16 protein-coding genes are annotated in these 18,015 nt (G+C 64.1%); 12 read left to right on the top strand and 4 right to left on the bottom strand.

The features are described from left to right. The first annotated feature begins 8 nt into the window (after nucleotides 1-8). Nucleotides 9-1,079 (top strand): L-idonate 5-dehydrogenase, encoded by a 1,071-nt coding sequence (locus tag BM004_RS37815; protein WP_093221696.1) that lies wholly within the window; start codon nucleotides 9-11, stop codon nucleotides 1,077-1,079. Nucleotides 1,080-1,119: 40 nt separating this feature from the next. Here the strand turns inward: BM004_RS37815 and BM004_RS37810 are convergent, their stop codons facing one another. After that, entirely contained in the window at nucleotides 1,120-2,064 is a 945-nt protein-coding gene (locus BM004_RS37810; protein ID WP_093221694.1) for an AraC family transcriptional regulator, read from the bottom strand. Nucleotides 2,065-2,165: 101 nt separating this feature from the next. Here BM004_RS37810 and BM004_RS37805 point away from each other — a divergent pair, with 101 nt between their 5' ends. Beyond that, on the top strand, nucleotides 2,166-2,912 hold the full coding sequence (locus BM004_RS37805) for an SDR family oxidoreductase (RefSeq protein ID WP_093221692.1): 747 nt from the start codon (nucleotides 2,166-2,168) through the stop codon (nucleotides 2,910-2,912). 415 nt (nucleotides 2,913-3,327) lie between these two features. Here the strand turns inward: BM004_RS37805 and BM004_RS37800 are convergent, their stop codons facing one another. The 3 genes from BM004_RS37800 to BM004_RS37790 form a co-directional block, all read right to left on the bottom strand. Continuing rightward, nucleotides 3,328-3,909 carry an RBBP9/YdeN family alpha/beta hydrolase gene (locus BM004_RS37800; RefSeq protein WP_093131074.1) on the bottom strand — a complete coding sequence of 194 codons (582 nt, stop codon included), beginning with the start codon at nucleotides 3,907-3,909 and terminating at the stop codon, nucleotides 3,328-3,330. Continuing rightward, nucleotides 3,896-4,879 carry a tripartite tricarboxylate transporter substrate binding protein gene (locus BM004_RS37795; protein WP_256220253.1) on the bottom strand — a complete coding sequence of 328 codons (984 nt, stop codon included), beginning with the start codon at nucleotides 4,877-4,879 and terminating at the stop codon, nucleotides 3,896-3,898. Before BM004_RS37795 ends, BM004_RS37800 begins: the two co-directional genes overlap by 14 nt. Nucleotides 4,880-4,984: 105 nt before the next feature. After that, on the bottom strand, nucleotides 4,985-6,040 hold the full coding sequence (locus BM004_RS37790) for a beta-keto acid cleavage family enzyme (protein ID WP_093221689.1): 1,056 nt from the start codon (nucleotides 6,038-6,040) through the stop codon (nucleotides 4,985-4,987). Nucleotides 6,041-6,202: 162 nt separating this feature from the next. Between BM004_RS37790 and BM004_RS37785 the strand changes: the two genes are divergently transcribed. From BM004_RS37785 to BM004_RS37740, 10 genes are all read left to right on the top strand, one after another. Continuing rightward, nucleotides 6,203-7,237 carry an AraC family transcriptional regulator gene (locus tag BM004_RS37785; RefSeq protein WP_093221685.1) on the top strand — a complete coding sequence of 345 codons (1,035 nt, stop codon included), beginning with the start codon at nucleotides 6,203-6,205 and terminating at the stop codon, nucleotides 7,235-7,237. Beyond that, complete coding sequence (locus BM004_RS37780) at nucleotides 7,234-9,996, top strand: LuxR C-terminal-related transcriptional regulator (RefSeq protein ID WP_093221683.1); 2,763 nt, start codon at nucleotides 7,234-7,236, stop codon at nucleotides 9,994-9,996. The genes BM004_RS37785 and BM004_RS37780 overlap by 4 nt, the downstream gene beginning before the upstream one ends. A gap of 159 nt (nucleotides 9,997-10,155) precedes the next feature. Continuing rightward, entirely contained in the window at nucleotides 10,156-11,037 is an 882-nt protein-coding gene (locus BM004_RS37775; RefSeq protein WP_371271221.1) for a TauD/TfdA dioxygenase family protein, read from the top strand. Nucleotides 11,038-11,071: 34 nt separating this feature from the next. Further along, the gene (locus BM004_RS37770; RefSeq protein ID WP_093221680.1) at nucleotides 11,072-12,127 is read left to right on the top strand and encodes a beta-keto acid cleavage family enzyme; all 1,056 of its coding nucleotides are present in this window, start codon (nucleotides 11,072-11,074) and stop codon (nucleotides 12,125-12,127) included. A gap of 41 nt (nucleotides 12,128-12,168) precedes the next feature. Further along, nucleotides 12,169-13,140 (top strand): quinone oxidoreductase family protein, encoded by a 972-nt coding sequence (locus BM004_RS37765; RefSeq protein WP_093221678.1) that lies wholly within the window; start codon nucleotides 12,169-12,171, stop codon nucleotides 13,138-13,140. An 82-nt stretch (nucleotides 13,141-13,222) separates the two neighbouring features. Continuing rightward, nucleotides 13,223-14,206 carry a Bug family tripartite tricarboxylate transporter substrate binding protein gene (locus BM004_RS37760; protein WP_256220252.1) on the top strand — a complete coding sequence of 328 codons (984 nt, stop codon included), beginning with the start codon at nucleotides 13,223-13,225 and terminating at the stop codon, nucleotides 14,204-14,206. Nucleotides 14,207-14,215: 9 nt separating this feature from the next. Beyond that, complete coding sequence (locus BM004_RS37755; RefSeq protein ID WP_093221675.1) at nucleotides 14,216-14,557, top strand: Rieske (2Fe-2S) protein; 342 nt, start codon at nucleotides 14,216-14,218, stop codon at nucleotides 14,555-14,557. Between the two features lie 27 nt (nucleotides 14,558-14,584). Next, complete coding sequence (locus tag BM004_RS37750; RefSeq protein WP_093221672.1) at nucleotides 14,585-16,216, top strand: 3-(methylthio)propionyl-CoA ligase; 1,632 nt, start codon at nucleotides 14,585-14,587, stop codon at nucleotides 16,214-16,216. A 219-nt stretch (nucleotides 16,217-16,435) separates the two neighbouring features. After that, nucleotides 16,436-17,665 (top strand): porin, encoded by a 1,230-nt coding sequence (locus tag BM004_RS37745; protein WP_093221670.1) that lies wholly within the window; start codon nucleotides 16,436-16,438, stop codon nucleotides 17,663-17,665. A gap of 84 nt (nucleotides 17,666-17,749) precedes the next feature. Beyond that, nucleotides 17,750-18,015, top strand: a 266-nt coding sequence (locus tag BM004_RS37740; protein ID WP_305727958.1) for a CoA-transferase, incomplete at its 3' end; no start/stop codon positions are given.

Here is an 18,015-nt window from a genome sequence, read left to right as displayed (position 1 = left end):
GAACCATCATGCGTTTGCGTTGTATGTGCCTCGTGATCCACGCCCCCGACGACCTGCGGCTGGACGAACAGGACGCCGGCGAGATCGGTCCCGGCCAGGTGCTGGTGAAGGTCGGCATGGGCGGCATCTGCGGCTCCGACCTGCATTACTTTCATCACGGCGGCTTCGGCACCGTGCGCATCAAGGAGCCGATGGTGCTGGGCCATGAAGTGGCCGGCACCGTGGTGGCGGTGGCGCCGGGCGTGGACAGCGTGCGCATCGGCGACAAGGTGGCCATCAACCCGAGCCGGCCGTGCGGTGCCTGCAAGTTCTGCCTGGAGGGCCTGCCCAACCAGTGCCTGGACATGCGCTTCTACGGCAGCGCCATGCGCACGCCGCACGTGCAGGGGGCATTCCGCAACATGCTGCTGTGCGAGGCCACGCAATGCGTGAAGGTGGCCGAGCACGTGCCGCTGCGCCTGGCCGCGCTGGCCGAGCCGTTCTCGGTGGGCCTGCACGGCGTGTCGCGTGCCGGGCCGCTGCTGGGCAAGCGCGTGCTGGTGTCGGGCTGCGGCCCCATCGGCGTGCTGGCCATCGCCGCGGCGCGCGCGCACGGCGCGGCCGAGATCACCGCCACCGACGTGGTCGACGAGCCGCTGGCCATTGCACGTGCCATGGGCGCCGACCAGGTCATCAACGTCGCGAAAGACAAGACCTGGGTGTCGCGCTATTCCCCCGACAAGGGCACCTTCGACGTGATGCTCGAATGCTCCGGCAACGAGCGCGCGCTGCGCGACGGGCTCGAGGTGATGCGCCCGCGCGGCGTGGTCGTGCAGCTGGGGCTGGGCGGCGACGTGAGCATTCCGCAGAACATGGTGGTGGCGAAGGAGCTCAGCATTTGCGGCTCGTTCCGCTTCCATGCGGAGTTTGCGCTGGCGGTGCGGCTCATCAACGAAGGGCGCGTGGACCTGTCGCCGGTGGTGACGCACACCTTCCCGATGCTGCAGGCGCGGCAGGCCTTCGAACTCGCGAGCGACCGGCAGAAGGCGATGAAGGTGCTGATCGACTTCGCGGACGTGGGCGAGCCTGTCGCGGCTTGAGGGCCTGAGCCAGGCGTCGGGCGTCGGGCGCTGGGTCGGGTCAGCTCCCCGCCAGGGCGCCCGAAGCTTCCCCCGCGGCCAGGGCCTTCGTCTGCTCGCGCGCATAGCGCCCCGGGGGCGAGCCGACATGGCGCGTGAAGGCCACGTTGAACGTGCTCGCCGAGCTGTAGCCCACGCGCTGCGCGATCTCGGCGATGCCTGCCTCCTGCCGCCGCAGCAGGCTCTTGGCCATCGCCATCCGCCAGGCCAGCAGGTACTCCATGGGCGATACGCCGACCGCGCGGCTGAACCGCTCGAAAAAGGTCGAGCGTGAAAGCGCGGCTTCTGCCGCCAGTTGCCCGACGGTCCAGGGGCGCGCAGGGCTGTCGTGCATCTGCCGGATCGCGACCGCGAGCCGCGCGTCCGCAAGCCCGCGCAGCAGCCCCGCCGACGCCGCGGTGCCCGCCGTCGAGCGCAGCGCCTCGATGAACAACACCTCGAGCAGGCGCGCCAGGATGACCTCGCGCGCGGGCCGCTCCTCGCGCGACTCGTCGACCACCAGTTGCACAAGCGTTGCCAGCCGGTGCTCGCCGCGAACATGAACGAGCTGCGGAAGAAGCGCGGTCAGCATGGCCGCATCGGGCGAGCCGAACACGCAGTAGCCCACCAGCAAACGAACGTCCGGTGGACCGCTCTGCTCGCCATGGCGCGTTTCGCCGGGCCGCACGGACACGGTCGACGGGTCGACCCCATCGGGTGTCGGCGGCTCGAGGCCCGACATCGTGAAGCCGTGCGCCGAGGGAACCAGCACGAAGTCGTTCGCCAGAAGAACGACGGCCTCGTGCCCGTCCACTTCGAGGCGGCATGAGCCCTCGAGGATGACGCAGTAGAACGGCCGCCCGGCTTCCGAGCGGCGAACGTGCCAGGCGCGCGCGCCGCTCACGACCTTGGAGAACTGGGCCGCCGGTTGAAGCAAGGTCACGACCTGGGTGAGTGGGTCTTGCATGCCTGGACTATCGAACAATGAATGCGGACTTTTGAAGGTAGAAAGTCCGGAGTTTGCGCCTTATCGTTTCGGTACTGCAACCATTTCCCAGGAATTTCTCCATGCAAACCGTTCTGATCACCGGCTGCTCTTCGGGCTTCGGACTTGAAACCGCCCGGTATTTTCTGGCGCGCGATTGGCGCGTCATCGCCACCATGCGCACACCGCGCGAAGACCTTCTGCCGCGCTCCGAGCACCTGCGCGTGCTGCCCCTGGATGTGACGGATCCGCAAGGCATCCGCCAGGCCGTCGAGGCCGCGGGGCCGATCGACGTGCTCGTCAACAACGCAGGCGTCGGCATCATGGGCGTGGTCGAAGGTGCTTCCATGGCGCTCGCCCGCGAGGTCTTCGAGGCCAACACTTTCGGCACCTTCATGACCACGCAGGCGGTGCTGCCTCAGTTCAGGCAACGCCGGTCGGGCGTCATCGTCAATGTCTCGTCGAGCACCACGCTGAAGCCGTTGCCCCTGCTGTCGGTCTACACGGCCAGCAAGGCGGCGGTCAACGCCTTCACCGAATCGCTCGCCCTCGAACTCGCGCCGTTCAACATCCGGGTGAACCTGGTCCTGCCGGGGCGCTCGCCCGAGACGCTGTTCAGCCAGAACGCGCGGCCGCGCATGGCAGGCGGCATTCCCGAGGCCTATGCCGACTTCGCCAACGGCGTCTTTGCTTCGATGGGCGATTCGTCTTCCCCGGTCACGCATGCGTTGGACGTGGCGCAAGCCGTGTGGCGTGCGGCGACGGACCCTTCGTGCCCGCTTCGCATTCCGGCGGGTGCGGATGCCGTGGCTTTGGCTGCGGGGCGCTGAACTGGGTCGAGGGTGCGTGCCGGTTCTGTCCGGCCTCCCGTTGCAAGCGCTCTGGCTGCGCAGCCGTACTGGTATCTGCGCGGGGCCGAGGAGCCATCGGTTTTGGCATTCGCGCTGTCGTCGGTCGAGTGGGCTGGTTGCGCGCTCACCGATGGCGTAGTGGATCTGAGGCGTGCTGGGTGTAGCAGGAGGCCGCTATGCACCCCATGGCCGACACTGGGCGCCCCCGAAAGCAGTCACTCATTCAGGGGGCTGCATCGCGGCTACCTGTTCGCCGGCCGGCATTGGCCAAAGTCTTGCCTCCAGGTCCCTGGGTCATCGAATCGTCAAGGCGGGGCGACGAGCCGCATACCTTCGCAGTGGTGCAAGGTGTCCGGCAGCGCCACCTGAGGCCTCTGGCAAGAGGAGCCTGGCATCAAGAACAAATCAGTTCGGCAACCAAATCGACGGCGTCTGGCCAAGGCCCATATCCTGATGCGGGGTTGAGGTGACCCACTTTGCCAAGATCGACCAGACTGCTTCCCCATCTGGAAGCCAGATCGGCGACCCGATCAAAGGTTGCAAGCGGGTCGCTGCGGCTTGCCGCGACGATGCTCCGAAATGGCAGCGTTGCCTTTGGCACGGGCAGCCAACCATTCTTCTCGAGAACGTCCATCGAGGAATGTCCATCGGGCATCGGTGTTTCGAAATCCGGCGGCGTCGCGAGCAGCGCCCCATGGATCGCACGGTTGTAGCGCTTGGCCCATTGCACGGTGGTCATCACGCCAGCGCTGTGCGCAATGACGATGACAGGGCCTTCGATCCGTGTGATGACCGCATCGAGCGCGGCGACCTGCGCGCCGCACTTCATCCTGTCCTTGTCCAGTGGGGGCATGGTGATGGCGTTCGGCAACTGCGCAGCCAGGAACGTCTGCCAATGCTCGGGGACGAAGTCGCGCAAGCCTGGAACGATGAGAAACGCCGGCTTCACAGGGATCGTTCGCTTAGTTGAGGTCAACCTTGAATTCCTTGATGATCTTGTCGATCCGCTCGAAGCCGTCCTTCTCGATCTTCTCCAAGGCCTCGATCGACTGTGGCTGCACCGGCTCGAGCCCGAAATCCGCCAGCCGCTTTTGCACCGGGGCAGCGGCCGCCGCTTTCTGCACCGCCGCCCGGATCTTCGCCACGACTTCAGGGGGAACGCCAGCCGGCGTGATCACGACCGCCAGATTGCTGAAGCTGATCTCGGGGTACCCAAGTTCGGCCATGGTCGGCACATCCGGGAGCGCCGGCAGCCGGGTCGGCGAGATGACTGCAAGCGCGTTGAGCTTTCCGCCACGAATCAACGGCAGCGAGGTCGCAATGCCGTCGAACATGAAGGGCGTCTGCCCCCCCATGATTTGCACCAAGGCCGGCGGCGACCCGAGGAACGGCACATGCTGCAGATTGATGCCTGCGCGGGCTCCGATCATGAGACCCGCGTAGTGCGAGGCGGATCCGACCGCGTAGGAGGCAAAGGTGTTTTGCTGCGGATGGGTGCGCAGGTACGCGATCAACCCGTTGAGGTCCTTGGCGGGCAAGCCCGTGTTCGCCACGAGAACCAGACTGCTCCTGGCGAATGCCGCAACCGGCTTGATGTCCTTGAAGACAGAGAAGTTGGGTTTGATGACGTGCGGGATCTCGGTGAGGATGTTGTCGATGGCGATCATGATGGTCTGCCCATCGGCCGGCGCCCCCAGCAGTGAGCCAACGGCCACGTTGCCACCGGCCCCGCGCTTGTTGTCCACGATGAACGGAACACCCACGTCACGAGCCAGCTGATCGGCCAGGGCTCGAGCGACCACATCCATCGTTCCGCCTGCGACAGCGGGCACCACTACTCTGACCGGCTTGGTCGTCCAGGCATTCGCGCATGCGGTCATCGCGAGCAATGCGGCGCCGAGCGCCGCAGACCGCACATGCGAGGCGCCTCGAAGGAACTTGAACATCGTGTCTCCTTTGATTTTCATGATCTTGGTTGCAGCGAACACGCTGGGAAGTGCCGCACTCTTCGCCCATCGCCGCGATGGACGAGGGGCGATGCGGGCATCTGCTCAGACCACATTCCAGCTGGGTTGGCCGCGCTCGTTCTCTCTGCGGTTCGGCAGGTAGCCGACTTTTTGCAGTGTCTCGTCGACGGTCTTGTACTGCTCGCCGATCCGATAGATGCGACGTGCTTCGTCGGCCGTCGCGACTTCGCGATAGAGGCTGCGCGACATGCCGACCAGACGCTCGACCTGCTTGACCGACGAAAGGTGTTCGCCCTTGGCACCCCACAGCGTGTCCTCGATGCCGCAGCGCGCATGGAACCCCATGGCGATCGCCATCGTGGTCAAGGGGTGGACGTAGCGCATGAAAGACTCCACCGTGAACACGGCGTTCTCCGGCAAGCGATTGACCATCTCCAGCAGGTTGCGCGGATTGGGGCCTTCGGAGCCACCGCCGAGCTGAACCCAGTTCACGAGCAGCGGACCTTTGTAGATTCCTCGGCGGATCAGCCGCTCGATGGATTCGAGCTTGCCGATCTGGCCAACCATGAAGTGAGGCTGGATGCCGGCCTCCTGCAAGCGCTTGAGATGCTCCTCGACGAACAATGGACCCGCCTCGTAGGACATGTTGCGGTAGGCGTCATAGAAGGCGGGCTCGGCGATGGACGTGCCTGCGAACTCTTCTTTCGGATGCAGCTCGGTGATGTTCATGGTGGCGCTGTTGACCACGATCGTGACCTGATCCGGCTTGGGGTCGAGATCGGCAAGCATGTGACGCGTGTCGTCCGACAGCCACTTGGCGGCCTTGCCCTCGCCTTCGGGTGCGAACGAGATCGATCCGCCGACCTGCAGGATCATCTTCGGCACGGCTTCGCGCAGGCGAGCCAGCATCTCGTTGAACATCGAAAGGCGCTTGCTTCCCTTGCCATCGGCTTCCCGCACGTGCACATGCAGCACAGTGGCGCCGGCGTTGTAGCAGTCCACAGCCTTTTGCACCTGCGCGTCCATGGTGACGGGGATGTCGTCCGAATCTCGCGGCAGAAACTGCGGACCGTAAGGGGCGACCTGAATGACCAGCGGTTGTTGGTTCTCGGGAAGCAGGGAGTCGTCGATGTATTGCATCTTTTTCCTCGTGGCGGTGACATGAAATCCGACGGCACGACACGAATCAGGATGGATCCGGCATGACGGCGACACAGCGCAGAGTGTGGGCGGGTGTGCGTCATGGCGATGTACATTTGGGGTCATACGATTTCCATTTCGGGACATTCAGGGAAAACGCGCATGACGTACTTCGTACGCTCGACGGCCCTCACGAACTACGTGCGTGTCGCGCACGAGCTGGGCATCGACCCCCACAAGCACTTGAACAAGGCAGGCATTCGCCGGGCGGCATTGCTCGACCCGACGACGATGATTCCGGCGGATGCACTTCGCAGCCTCTTGACTGCGTCCGCCAAGACCGCGGGCATCGAGGACTTCGGGCTGCGAATGGCGGAGACGCGGCAGTTGACGGATCTCGGGCCATTGGGGTTTGCGATTCAGGGCGCTCCCACGCTGCGCAAGGCTCTCGAATCCATGATCCGGTATCTGCGCCTCCAAAGCGAGACGGTCGTCATGGTCATCGAGGAAGTCGACGAGCTGCTGGTGATCCGCGAGAGCCTTTTGATCGAGGGGTCCATGGCACAACGGCAATCCATCGAGTTGGTTGTCGGCGGCGTCTTCCGGTTGCTGAAGCGATCTCTCGGCGATGCCTGGAAGCCGCGCAGCATCTGCTTTTCTCATTCCGCCCCCAAAGGGCCCACCCGGCACGCGCACGTGTTCGGCATGCCGGTTCTGTTCGACCAGGAGTTCGATGGGATCGTGTGCCGCGCGGTGGACCTCGAGGCGCCACTGGCCGCCTACGATCCCCTCATGGCGTCGGAGGTACAGGCGCATCTGGACTCCTTGCTGGAGAACGCGCACCTGTCGTTTGCCGAGGCTGTTCGCAGGCTCGTCTTGTCCATGCTTCCGTCCGGTACCTGTTCGATCGACAACGTTGCGCAGCACCTGGGCATGGATCGTCGTACCGTGCACCGAAAGCTGCTTCGTGAAGGCGAGACCTATTCGGCGATCTACGACGGCGTGCGCTCGGGCCTCGCCATACGTTTGGTCGAATCGAAGCACCGTTCCCTGGCCGAGATGGCGACGCAGGTGGGCTTCAGTTCCGCCAGCGCATTCGCGCGCTGGTTTTGCGGCCGCTTCGGCTGCACTACGACGCAGTGGCAGGCGCAGCGTGCTGCCGAGCCAATCCGAAAGAACAGCGAGGCATCGAGATGACACCGCAGAAAAACGCGAAGGAGCCGATCCCCGATGAAGCAGCCGGCAAGGCCGAGCTGAAGGGGAATGACAGCGCGAGCGGCTTTCAAGAGTTGCTTCTCAAGGTGACGCCGCCACGCGTGAGCCGGCAACTGATCTCGCGCCCGCGACTGCTGTCCAGTGCAGGAGCCCTGCGTGACCATGTGTCGTTCGCGGTCCAGGCTCCTGCCGGGTTCGGAAAGACCTCGCTTCTCTCGCAGTGGCGACGCGAGTACCTGGCTTTGGGCGTCGTGGTGGCGTGGGTCTCAGCGCATGAAGCCGACGATCCACGGCGCCTGGCGCAGAGTTTGGCGCTGTCCGTGCGCGTGGCCGCGGGCCGTCCGGACTTTGGGGCCGAGCTGCTCGAAGCGGGGGCTCCCGGCGGGACCGAGGCCATGACACTCTTCCTGGCCGAGCTCGCGCATGCGGCCTGGAACATCGTGCTTATCGTCGATGAAGTGGACCGATTGCCAGTCTCCTCCCGCGAAGCGTTGATCTATCTCCTGCGCAACACACCCGTGAACACCCGGATCGTGATCGCGGCACGCGCCGATTGCCAGCTCGATCTTGATGACCTGATGGACTACGGAAAGTGCCTCGCGGTCGGGGCGGACGCCTTGCGGTTCCGCTTCGAGGAGACGCTTGAACTGGTTCGTACCCGACTTGGCACGGCAGTGTCGAGCGACACCGCAGCACGCCTGCACGAGCTGACGGAGGGTTGGCCACTCGGGTTGCAACTGGCGGTGGCTCTGGTGAGCGACGTATCCGATCCGGATGCCGAGCTAGACGCCTTGTCGAAACAGGGAGGCCGACTTCGCGAGCATCTGGTCAGCCGCCTGTTGGCCAACCTGGCGCCCGCAGACCTCGAATTCCTGACCCGGATCTCCATCCTCGATCCGTTGCATCCGCAGCTTTGCTGCGTGGTCGGCGAGGTCGATGACGCACGGGAGCGCCTGGAGCGGATGAGCGTGGACACGCCCATCCTCATCGCCGGTGAGAAACGGGAGTGGCTGCGCATGCACTCCCTGGCTCGCGATGCCTTGCTGTTGCAATTCGCGCGGCTGCCGGCAGACCAGCGCAAGGCATTGCACGAACGCGCGGCGCAATGGCTCATCGCGCACGGCCATGTCGAACCTGCAGCGTGGCATGCGCTCGAAGCAGGCCAGTACGAGCAGGCGTGCGACCTCGCCGAAACAAGCCTCTACGAATTCATCACGACGATCATGACGCGTGGCCGACTGGGGGTCGTGACGGAATGGCTGGCCATGTTGCCACCGGCCGCATTGGAATCGCGTCCACGCCTTCTCCTGGCCGCTGCCTGGGCGATGGCCTTGAGTCAACGCGACGTCGACGCCGGTCAGCTCGTGGCGCGAGTATTGGCGCGTCCGGATGTTGACGAAGCGGTTCGCTGCGAGTGTGCGCTGATCCTGAGTGGTGGCGCCCTGTTTGCCGACGACCCCGACCGGGCCGCAGGTTTGCATGCGCCATGGCCGGAAGACCCGCCGTTGCGCGATCCCTTGCTCCGCCAGATCTTTGCGAACCGCACTGCGTACTGCACGCTGCTCGAAGGAGACCCCGCGCTTGCGCGACTTCGGCAACAAAGGATGTCGCGTCAGGCAGCGGACGCCTTGCCCAGTTACCTCGAACTATGGGGAGAGTTCCACATTGCGATGACCCATGTATGGGAAATTCAGATGCAGCCGGCGGAACGCATGCTTCGCGGCATCCAACGTCGAGCAGAGTCGGAGCTTGCGCGCCGCAACCCGTTCGTGTGTCAGGTGGCGGCGCTGTTGGCAGCCGTACTGTGGGAGCGCGACGCTCCAGTGGAGGCCATCAACCTCCTCGCGAACAGGCTCGATGTCATCGAACAGACCGCATTGCCGTCGTGCCTTCTGCTGGCGTACCGGACCCTCGCAAGCATCGAGCTCGCCCGCGGAACCGAACAGCGCGCACTGGGACTGTTGGAGGCGATGGGTGCGGCAGGATCGGCCCGGGGCCTTGAGCGGATTCGAATCCTGAGCCTTTGCGATCAGGTTCGGTTGCACGCGAGGCGGTACCGAGCTCAGACCTGCGCGGACCTCTGCTTGCGTATCGACGCTGAGCTCGATGAGGCGATGCAACGCCACGGCCCGTTGTGGCACCGCATGGTCGCGCCTGCGCGCGCGCTGGCCTGGGCCTATGCAGCCGTCGCCGCGCGCGACTGGGAACGCGTGCTGGAACACCTGGAGCAAGCCGAGGGCGCCGCCCGCGCGCTGCGGATGGGCCGAGTGCATCTGGAGGTCATCGCTCTACGGTCTCTTGCACGGTACCGCAGCACCGGCACGGGCGACAACGCGATGCGGGAAGCCATCGACCTGGCCGCATCCCATGGCTTGCTGCGGATCTTCGAGGACGCTCATCCTGAACTGGGCGAGTGGGCTCGCGAACTGTCGACTCCGTCGCCTTCCCCCGAGGACCTCCCGGGCGCGATGGGCCACGCCGCCATCGCGCTTCCCGATACGTCGTCTGTTGTCACAGGGCGACGCACCCCTGGAAGCACCGCGTTGACCCCCAAGGAACGCGAAGTTCTGGACCTGCTGGAGCGCAATCTGTCGAACAAGGAGATCGGCGTCGCGATGCAGGTGGGTGAGGAAACCATCAAATGGCACGTGAAGAACCTCTTCACCAAGCTGAATGCGAGCTCCCGCAAACATGTCGTCCTGCGCGCCCGTGTGCTCGGACTGCTGGCGCCCGGTGACTGACCTGTCGACGGCGCGCCATCGCTCCACCTGACTGTCGCCCCCCTCTTCGTGGGGGGCAGACGGGGGGGAAGCGAGTTTCTATTCTTCGTTTCATCGGAATCCGCTTGAGCGCTGCTCGGTGGACTGCACAACCCGATCGAAGTATCACGGAGACAAAAAATGAAGACGGAATCGTCCACGCGGAGTGCCTCCATCGAGGTCCGTCCGCTGACTTGCACGATCGGCGCCGAACTGCGCGGCGTTGATCTGGGTACGGCGTCACGCGACCCGGCGCTGTGCCAGGAAATCCGGGAACTCCTCCTCAGACATCGCGTCCTGTTCTTTCGCGACCAGGACATCACGCGCGCTGAGCACATCGCCTTTGCACGTCACTTCGGTGAGCTCGAGGACCATCCCGTGGCGAGCAGCGATCCTGATCACCCGGGCCTGGTCCGCATCTACAAGACACCGGAGTCACGCAAGGAGCGCTATGAAAACTCCTGGCATACCGACGCCACCTGGCGCGAGAAACCACCGTTCGGGTGCGTGCTGCGTTGCGTGGAGTGCCCACCGGTCGGTGGTGACACCATGTGGGCGAACATGGTGGAGGCCTATGCGCGCTTGCCCGAGGTCATCAAGGCGACGATCTCCGAACTGCGCGCGCGTCACAGCATCGAGGCGACTTTCGGTGCGGCGATGCCGACGGTGGAACGCCTCGCGTTGAAGGCGCGCTACCCGGATGCGGAACACCCGGTTGTGCGTACCCATCCCGAGACCAACGAGAAGGTGCTGTTCGTGAATACCTTCACGACGCACTTTTCGAATTTCCATACGGCCGGCAATGTTCGTGTTGGCCAGGACTTCACTCGCGGCGGCTCCGACCTGCTGCAGTACCTGATCTCTCAAGCGGCCATCCCCGAGTACCAGGTGCGCTGGCGCTGGCGGGCCAACGACGTGGCCATGTGGGACAACCGGTCCACGCAGCACTACGCGGTCATGGACTACGCCCCCTGCCACCGAAAGATGGAACGCGCAGGAATCGTCGGCGACGCGACCTTCTGAATCACCTCCCCACACACAGTCAACAGGAGTAGACATGAACTTCATCGATGGGTCTCTGTATCCCGAGAACCAGGAAAAGCTCGTCATCACGGTCGCGCCCTATGGCCCGCAGTTCGAGGTCAGCGACTTCCCCGAAGACATCCCGGTCACCATGGAGTCGCATGTCCAGAAAGCCGTCGACTGCTACAACGCCGGCGCCACGGTGCTCCACCTGCATGTGCGCGAACTCGACGGCAAGGGCTCGAAGCGCCTGTCGAAGTTCAATGAGCTGATCGCCGGTGTGCGCGAGGCCGTGCCCGACATGATCATTCAAGTCGGCGGTTCGATCTCCTTCGCTCCTGAAGCGGAAGGCGAGATTGCCAAATGGCTCTCCGACGACACGCGGCACATGCTGGCGGAGCTGACGCCAAAGCCGGATCAAGTCACGCTGGCCATCAACTCGAACCAGTTCAACATCATCGAAGCGATCTCGGATGCCGACGTGGCGGGCACCTCGTTCGCAGACCCGGTGAAGCGTCACGCCTACAGAGAAATGACCACGCCAGCCGGGCCGTTCTGGGTCGAGGAGCATGTCCGGCGCCTCACGAACAACGGCATCCAGATTCAATTCCAGCTGGGCAACATCAACTCACTGGAAACGGTGGAGCGAATGATGCGTCGCGGCGTCTGCAACGTGCCGCTGGTCATGACGTGGATTCCGATCGGCGGTGGTGCCGACGCGATGACGCCCTACAACATGACCAACTTCCTGAAGGCGACACCCGACGGTGCCGTGCTGACATTCGAAGCCCAGATGAACAACGTGCTGCCACTCAACATGATGGCGATTGCGCTGGGCCAGCATGTGCGTTGCGGCATCGAAGACACGATCTGGTGGCCTGATCGCTCACGCAAGATGAGCAGCGTGGAACAGGTCGAACAACTGGTACGCATCGCCAGGGAATGTGGTCGCCCAGTCGCCAATGGCAAGGAAGCGCGCCAGATCTACAAGATCGGCACCTTCTACAAGGACGCCGAAGAGACCTTGGCCAAGAACGGCTTCGCGCCCAACCGCAAGGCCGGACAAAAGGGCTTCCTGCAGCACGCCTGAGCCTGCTGCTGCCTTTCACTCACACCACCAGAGTCATTCCCATGCCAAAAGCCATCCGCCTTCACGCAATCGGCGGCCCCGAAGTCTTGCAACTCGAGAGCGTCGATGTCGGCGAGCCGCAAGCCGGTGAGGTTCGAATCCGTCACACCTTCATCGCGGTGAACTTCATCGATGTGTATCACCGGACCGGGTTTTATCCGACGAAGCTGCCCAGCGGTCTCGGCTCGGATGCTGTCGGCGTGGTCGAGGCCGTCGGACCCGATGTGACCGATGTCCGGGTCGGCCAGCGGGTCGGCTACATGATGGGCCCGCTGGGTGCATATTCCGATGTCCGGCTGGTCCCGGCCGCGGTGTTGATCCCGTTGCCCGATGAGATCTCGGAGCGCAGCGCTGCCACGCTGATGATGAAGGGACTGACTGCGCAGTACCTGTTCCGCCAGGTCTATCCGTTGAAAGGCGGCGAGACGATCCTATACCACGCCGCGGCAGGAGGCGTGGGCCTCATCGCTTGCCAGTGGGCACGGGCCATGGGTGTCCACATGATTGGCACCGTCAGCACCGACGAGAAGGCCGAGATTGCCAAGCTCAACGGCTGCGAGCACGTGATCGTGACCTCGCGCGAAAACATCGTCGAGCGCGTCAACGAGATCACCGACGGCAAGGGCGTGCCGGTGGTCTACGACTCCGTGGGCAAGGACACGCTCACTGCGTCGCTCGAATGCTTGCGGCCGCGCGGCATGCTCGTGAGCAACGGAACCTCTTCGGGGCCCGTGGTGATCAACACGCTGGAGCTGGCCTTGAAGGGCTCGCTCTTCGTGACACGGCCGGCGATGGTGCACTACATCCATCCGCGAGCGCACATGCTCGAGATGGCCGGTGAGGTCTTCGACCTGGTCAAGGCGGGGAAGATCGTCAGCGAGCCCAGGCAGATCTATGCACTGGGCGATGCCGCCGAGGCGCATCGTGCCCTGGAGTCCCGCTCGACGACTGGTGCGACCGTCCTGGTTCCCTGACGCTCCCCAAGGGCTGCTTGCGACAAGTCGTCTGGCAGCTTCATCGAAATTGCACGTACAGACATAACAACCGGAGACAGCCGTGGCATTTCAATCGTTTCGAGTTCGTGCGCTGGCAAGCCTGCTGTGCGCAACCACGTTTGCCGCAGCGCCCGGCGTGGCGAACGCATGGGGCGACAAGCCGCTGAGGATGATCGTTCCCGCGCCGGCCGGGGGCACCATGGATGTCGTGGCACGAATCCTTTCCGACGAGCTGTCGCACGAGATCGGGCAGCCTGTCATCGTCGAGAACAAGCCGGGCGCAGGTGGCGTGGTCGCGGTGCAAACCATGAGATCGGCAGCACCCGACGGCAACACAGTCATGGTCACCGCGAGCAATCTGCTGACGGAGACCCCGATCGTCATCAAGGTGAACTTCGATCCGATCAAGGACATCCGTCCTCTCGCGGTCGTGGCGCGAACGGGCCTTGTCCCGGTGGGATGGCCCGGCGTGCCGGCCAAGGACATGAAGTCGCTCGTCACCTATGTGAAGGCGAATCCCGGAACGGTTTCGTTTGCCTCGTACAGCACCGGCACGGTTTCGCATTTCGCTGGAATGATGCTCAACCGGAAAGCCGGACTGGACATGCAGCACGTGCCGTTCCCCGGTTCCCCGCCCGCGCTTGCGCAGGTCATGGGAGGCCAGATTCCGATCATGTTCGACGGCATTCCAACCTCGAAGCCACTGCTGGCGTCTGGAAAACTCAGGGCCTATGGCGTGACGTCCAAGTCGCGTTCATCGTTCCTGCCTGATGTGCCCACGCTGGCGGAACTGGGCTATCCAGAGCTGGCGTTCGACAACTGGGTCGGCGTTGTGGTGTCGGCCAGCGTTCCCGAGGACATCTCGGAAAAGATCCGCGCAGCCACGGTGAGGGCGACCGCGACGGCCAAGGTGAAGGAGCGCTTGACCACCCAAGGCTTCGAGCCCGGCGGAGATGCGACCCAAGCCCAGATGGCCCGGATGGTCAAGGACGACTACGAGCGAAACGCCGCCATCGTCAAGGAGTTCGGAACCAAATTCGACTAAGGGCACGACGTGACATCGCTGCGGCTGCCGCCGCCAAAGGTTCCGACGACAGGCCAGCGCGAGGTGCTGTTTCACGAGGGGCGCAGCTTCGTCGTCTTCAACATCGACGGGCAACTGCATGCCATCGAGGACGAATGTCCTCATGCGGGCGCGGCACTGTGCACCGGGCGTCTCGCGGGTCACGTGATCCAGTGCCCCGCGCACGGGCTTCGCTTCGACGTGCGGGACGGCGCCATGCCGGGCAACCCGGGGCTTCGCGTCTCGGTCATTCCGGTGAGACGTGACGCCGAAGGCCTCTTCCTCGAAGTTGCGGACAAGGGTCATGTCGCAGGGTCGCAGTGCGCCAACTAGAAAAACCAGAAGGCAATCAGGACAATCATGAACGGACAAATGATGCAGCAGCCGCTGCTGATCTCTTCTCTGCTGATCCACGCGGAGCGCCACCACGGCGAACAAAGCGTTGTCTCACGCAGAGTCGAAGGTGACATCCATCGCTGCTCCTATGGGGAGATGGCCTCGCGTTCGCGCCGCATGGCCAAGGCCCTCGCCGCCCTGGGCGTCGGGCCCGGACAAGTCGCCAGTACGCTGGCGTGGAATGGCTATCGGCACATGGAGCTGTACTTTGCGGTCTCCGGGACCGGAGCCATCCTGCACACGCTCAATCCGAGGTTGCACCCCGACCAGGTCGCGTGGATCGCTGACGATGCAGAGGGTCAGGTCCTGTTCTTCGACCTCACGTTCCTGCCGTTGGTCGAGGCAGTCGCGTCGCGACTGAAGACGGTGCGCCACTTCGTGGCGATGACGGACCGGGCACACATGCCGCAGTCTGCAGATGTCCCGGGCCTGCTTTGCTATGAGGACTTGATCGAGGCCCATGACGATCGGTACGACTGGCCGCGCCTGGACGAGGAGAGCGCTTCGTCGTTGTGCTACACGTCCGGCACGACCGGCAATCCCAAAGGCGTGCTCTACAGCCACCGATCGACCCTGCTGCACGCGTATGCCGGTGCATTGCCGGACAGTTTGAACTGCTCGGCACGCGACGCAATTCTTCCGGTCGTTCCGATGTTTCATGTCAACGCCTGGGGCCTGCCATACATCGCAGCGATGGTCGGCGCCAAGCTGGTGTTTCCCGGCCCGAATCTCGACGGTCGGTCGCTGTATGAACTCATCGAGAGCGAGTGCGTCACGATGGCCGCCGGCGTGCCGACGGTGTGGCAGGGGTTGCTGGCACATGTGGAGTCCGTGCAGGGCAGGTTCAGCACGATGACTCGCACCGTGATCGGTGGGTCCGCATGCCCGAGCGCCATGCTGCGTACTTTCGACGAGCGATACGCCGTGCAGGTGATCCATGCGTGGGGCATGACCGAAATGAGTCCCCTCGGCACGGTTTGCACTTTGAAGTCGAGTCATCGGGATCTGGATCGGGAGGAGCGCTACGCCGTGCTCTCGACTCAGGGCCGGCCACCGTTCGGCGTCGACATCAAAGTGACCGGCGATGACGGTGAGGAACTGCCGCGTGACGGCAAGGCCGCAGGGGAGCTCATGGTGCGCGGACCGTGGATCATCACGAACTATTTCAAGGGTGCGGGCGGGAGCCCCTTGGTCGACGGCTGGTTTCCCACCGGAGACGTCGCGACCATCGACGCCGAGGGCTACATGCAGATCACCGACCGCAGCAAGGACGTGATCAAGTCCGGCGGTGAGTGGATCGGCTCGATCGACCTCGAGAACATCGCGATGGCCCACCCGGGTGTGAGCATGGCTGCGTGCATCGCCGCGCGCCACCCGAAGTGGGATGAACGGCCGCTGCTGGTGGTCGTGAAGAAGCCAGGGCAATCATTGACCCGCGAAGCGTTGCTCGGCTTCTATGAGGGAAAGATCGCCAAGTGGTGGACGCCGGATGACGTCATCTTCGTCGAGGCCATACCTTTGGGCGCTACCGGAAAAATGCAGAAAAACCTGCTGCGCGAGGCCCATCAGAACCATCTGTTGAGCCGGCCGCAGTAGCGGCGCGGCGTGCCTCGTGCGTGGCCGACGAGAGGCCCGCACCCTGCGACCTCGCGCTTGCCGCGACGCTCGCGCACCTCGGTTCGTGCCCGACTCGCATCTCGATGCTTGCGCAGATGGGCAGGAAGCACGGTGGTGGTTCCATGCCATTGCCGCGCCTCGGGGGCGGTGGACATGCAGCCGCCGCATTTCAATCGGTTGAGTGAGGAGACATAGAACATGAAAAAAATACTTCCGGTGCTGTCGGCGCTCGCGGTTGCGGGGACCGCGGCAGCGCAATCGTCTGTCACCCTTTTTGGCGTCGTCGATGCGGGGATCAGTCGCTACAGCACCAAGAGCAGCGCGTGGGGTCCTGTGCCGGCTCGCGATTCGAGCCAGAGGCAGACAGTGCTCTCGTCCTCCGGCAACAGCTCCAGCAGAATCGGATTTCGCGGGACGGAAGACCTGGGCGCAGGACTGGCCGCCGGGTTCTGGCTGGAAGCGCCTGTGGCCAACGACAGCGGTGCCAGCGGTGTCGCCGACTTCGGTCGGCGTTCCACGCTCAGCCTGTCGGGAGGCTTCGGCGAGCTTCGCTTGGGACGCGACTACACCGCTTCGTTTTGGAACGATGCGGTGTTCGACCCGTTTGGTGTCAACGGCGTGGGTACCAATCTCATCGCGGTCGTCAACAACAACCTGGCCGCTTCGAGAGCGCTTGCGACGGGTGGGTTGCTCAACGGTGCGCTTTCTGCCGGGACCGACAGCTACGTGAGGACCAGCAATGCGATCAGCTATTTCTTGCCGCCGCTGGCCAGCGGTGTCTATGGGCAGGCGCAGTACGCTTTTCCTGAAAACCTGAATCGCAGCGACACACCCGGCGGCACGCCGAGGCGAGGGCAATATGCGGGCGCTCGGGTGGGATGGGCCAGCGGTCCGGCCGACGTGGCGCTGGCCTACGGTCAGAGCACGCTCGACAGCGGCATTCATGGGGACGAAAAGATCAAGACGTTGAACGCCGGTGCGTCCTATGACTTCGGGGTGCTCAAGGCATTCGGTGACTGGTCCCGCGTGCGCGACGTGCAAGGCGGCGCTTTTCCGACCGTGCCCAGGCGGACGGACCGATACGACGGTTGGATGTTCGGGGTGAACGTGCCGGTCGGCGCTGGCACGATCCGCGGTTCCTTCGCGCGGGTCAAGTTCCAGAACGGCAATGGGCTTCCCGACAGCGGCGCCGCAGTCAACAAGCTGGCGCTGGGGTACGTCCACAACTTGTCCAAGCGCACCGCGCTGTATGCGAGCGTCACCCGCATCGGCATCCGGGACGGTCATAACAACCCCGCGGTGATGGGCGTCACTCCGCTCGTGTTGAGCATCCCGACCATCGTGCGCCAGGCCAGCTTCACCACCACTGGTGGATTGGAGCCGCGCTCGGCGGTGGGCTACGACTTCGGGATCCGGCACGCGTTCTGAGTCCGTGCGTCCCACGGCCGGTGGCTTCGCGTACCGACGCGCTGCCGGCCTGGGGAATTTCCTTTTCGATCGCAAGAGAATTTCATGATCAACAAGATTGCGCCCAAGCTGGTCGACGCGCTGGGCCATGTTTCCGACGGTTCCACAGTCCTCATCGGTGGGTTCGGGACTGCCGGTGTTCCTGACGAGCTGATCCAGTGCATGCTCGAGCAGGGCGCCAAGGACCTCACCGTCGTCAACAACAACGCGGGCAATGGCGAGACCGGCCTGGCGGCGCTGCTCAAAGCCGGCCGCGTGCGCAAGATCATCTGCAGCTTCCCGCGCCAGGCCGACAGCCAGGTGTTCGACGG

This window comes from Variovorax sp. OK212 (assembly GCF_900112425.1).
Classification (GTDB): Bacteria; Pseudomonadota; Gammaproteobacteria; order Burkholderiales; family Burkholderiaceae_C; genus Variovorax.
This window is presented reverse-complemented; position numbering and strand designations above follow the sequence as displayed.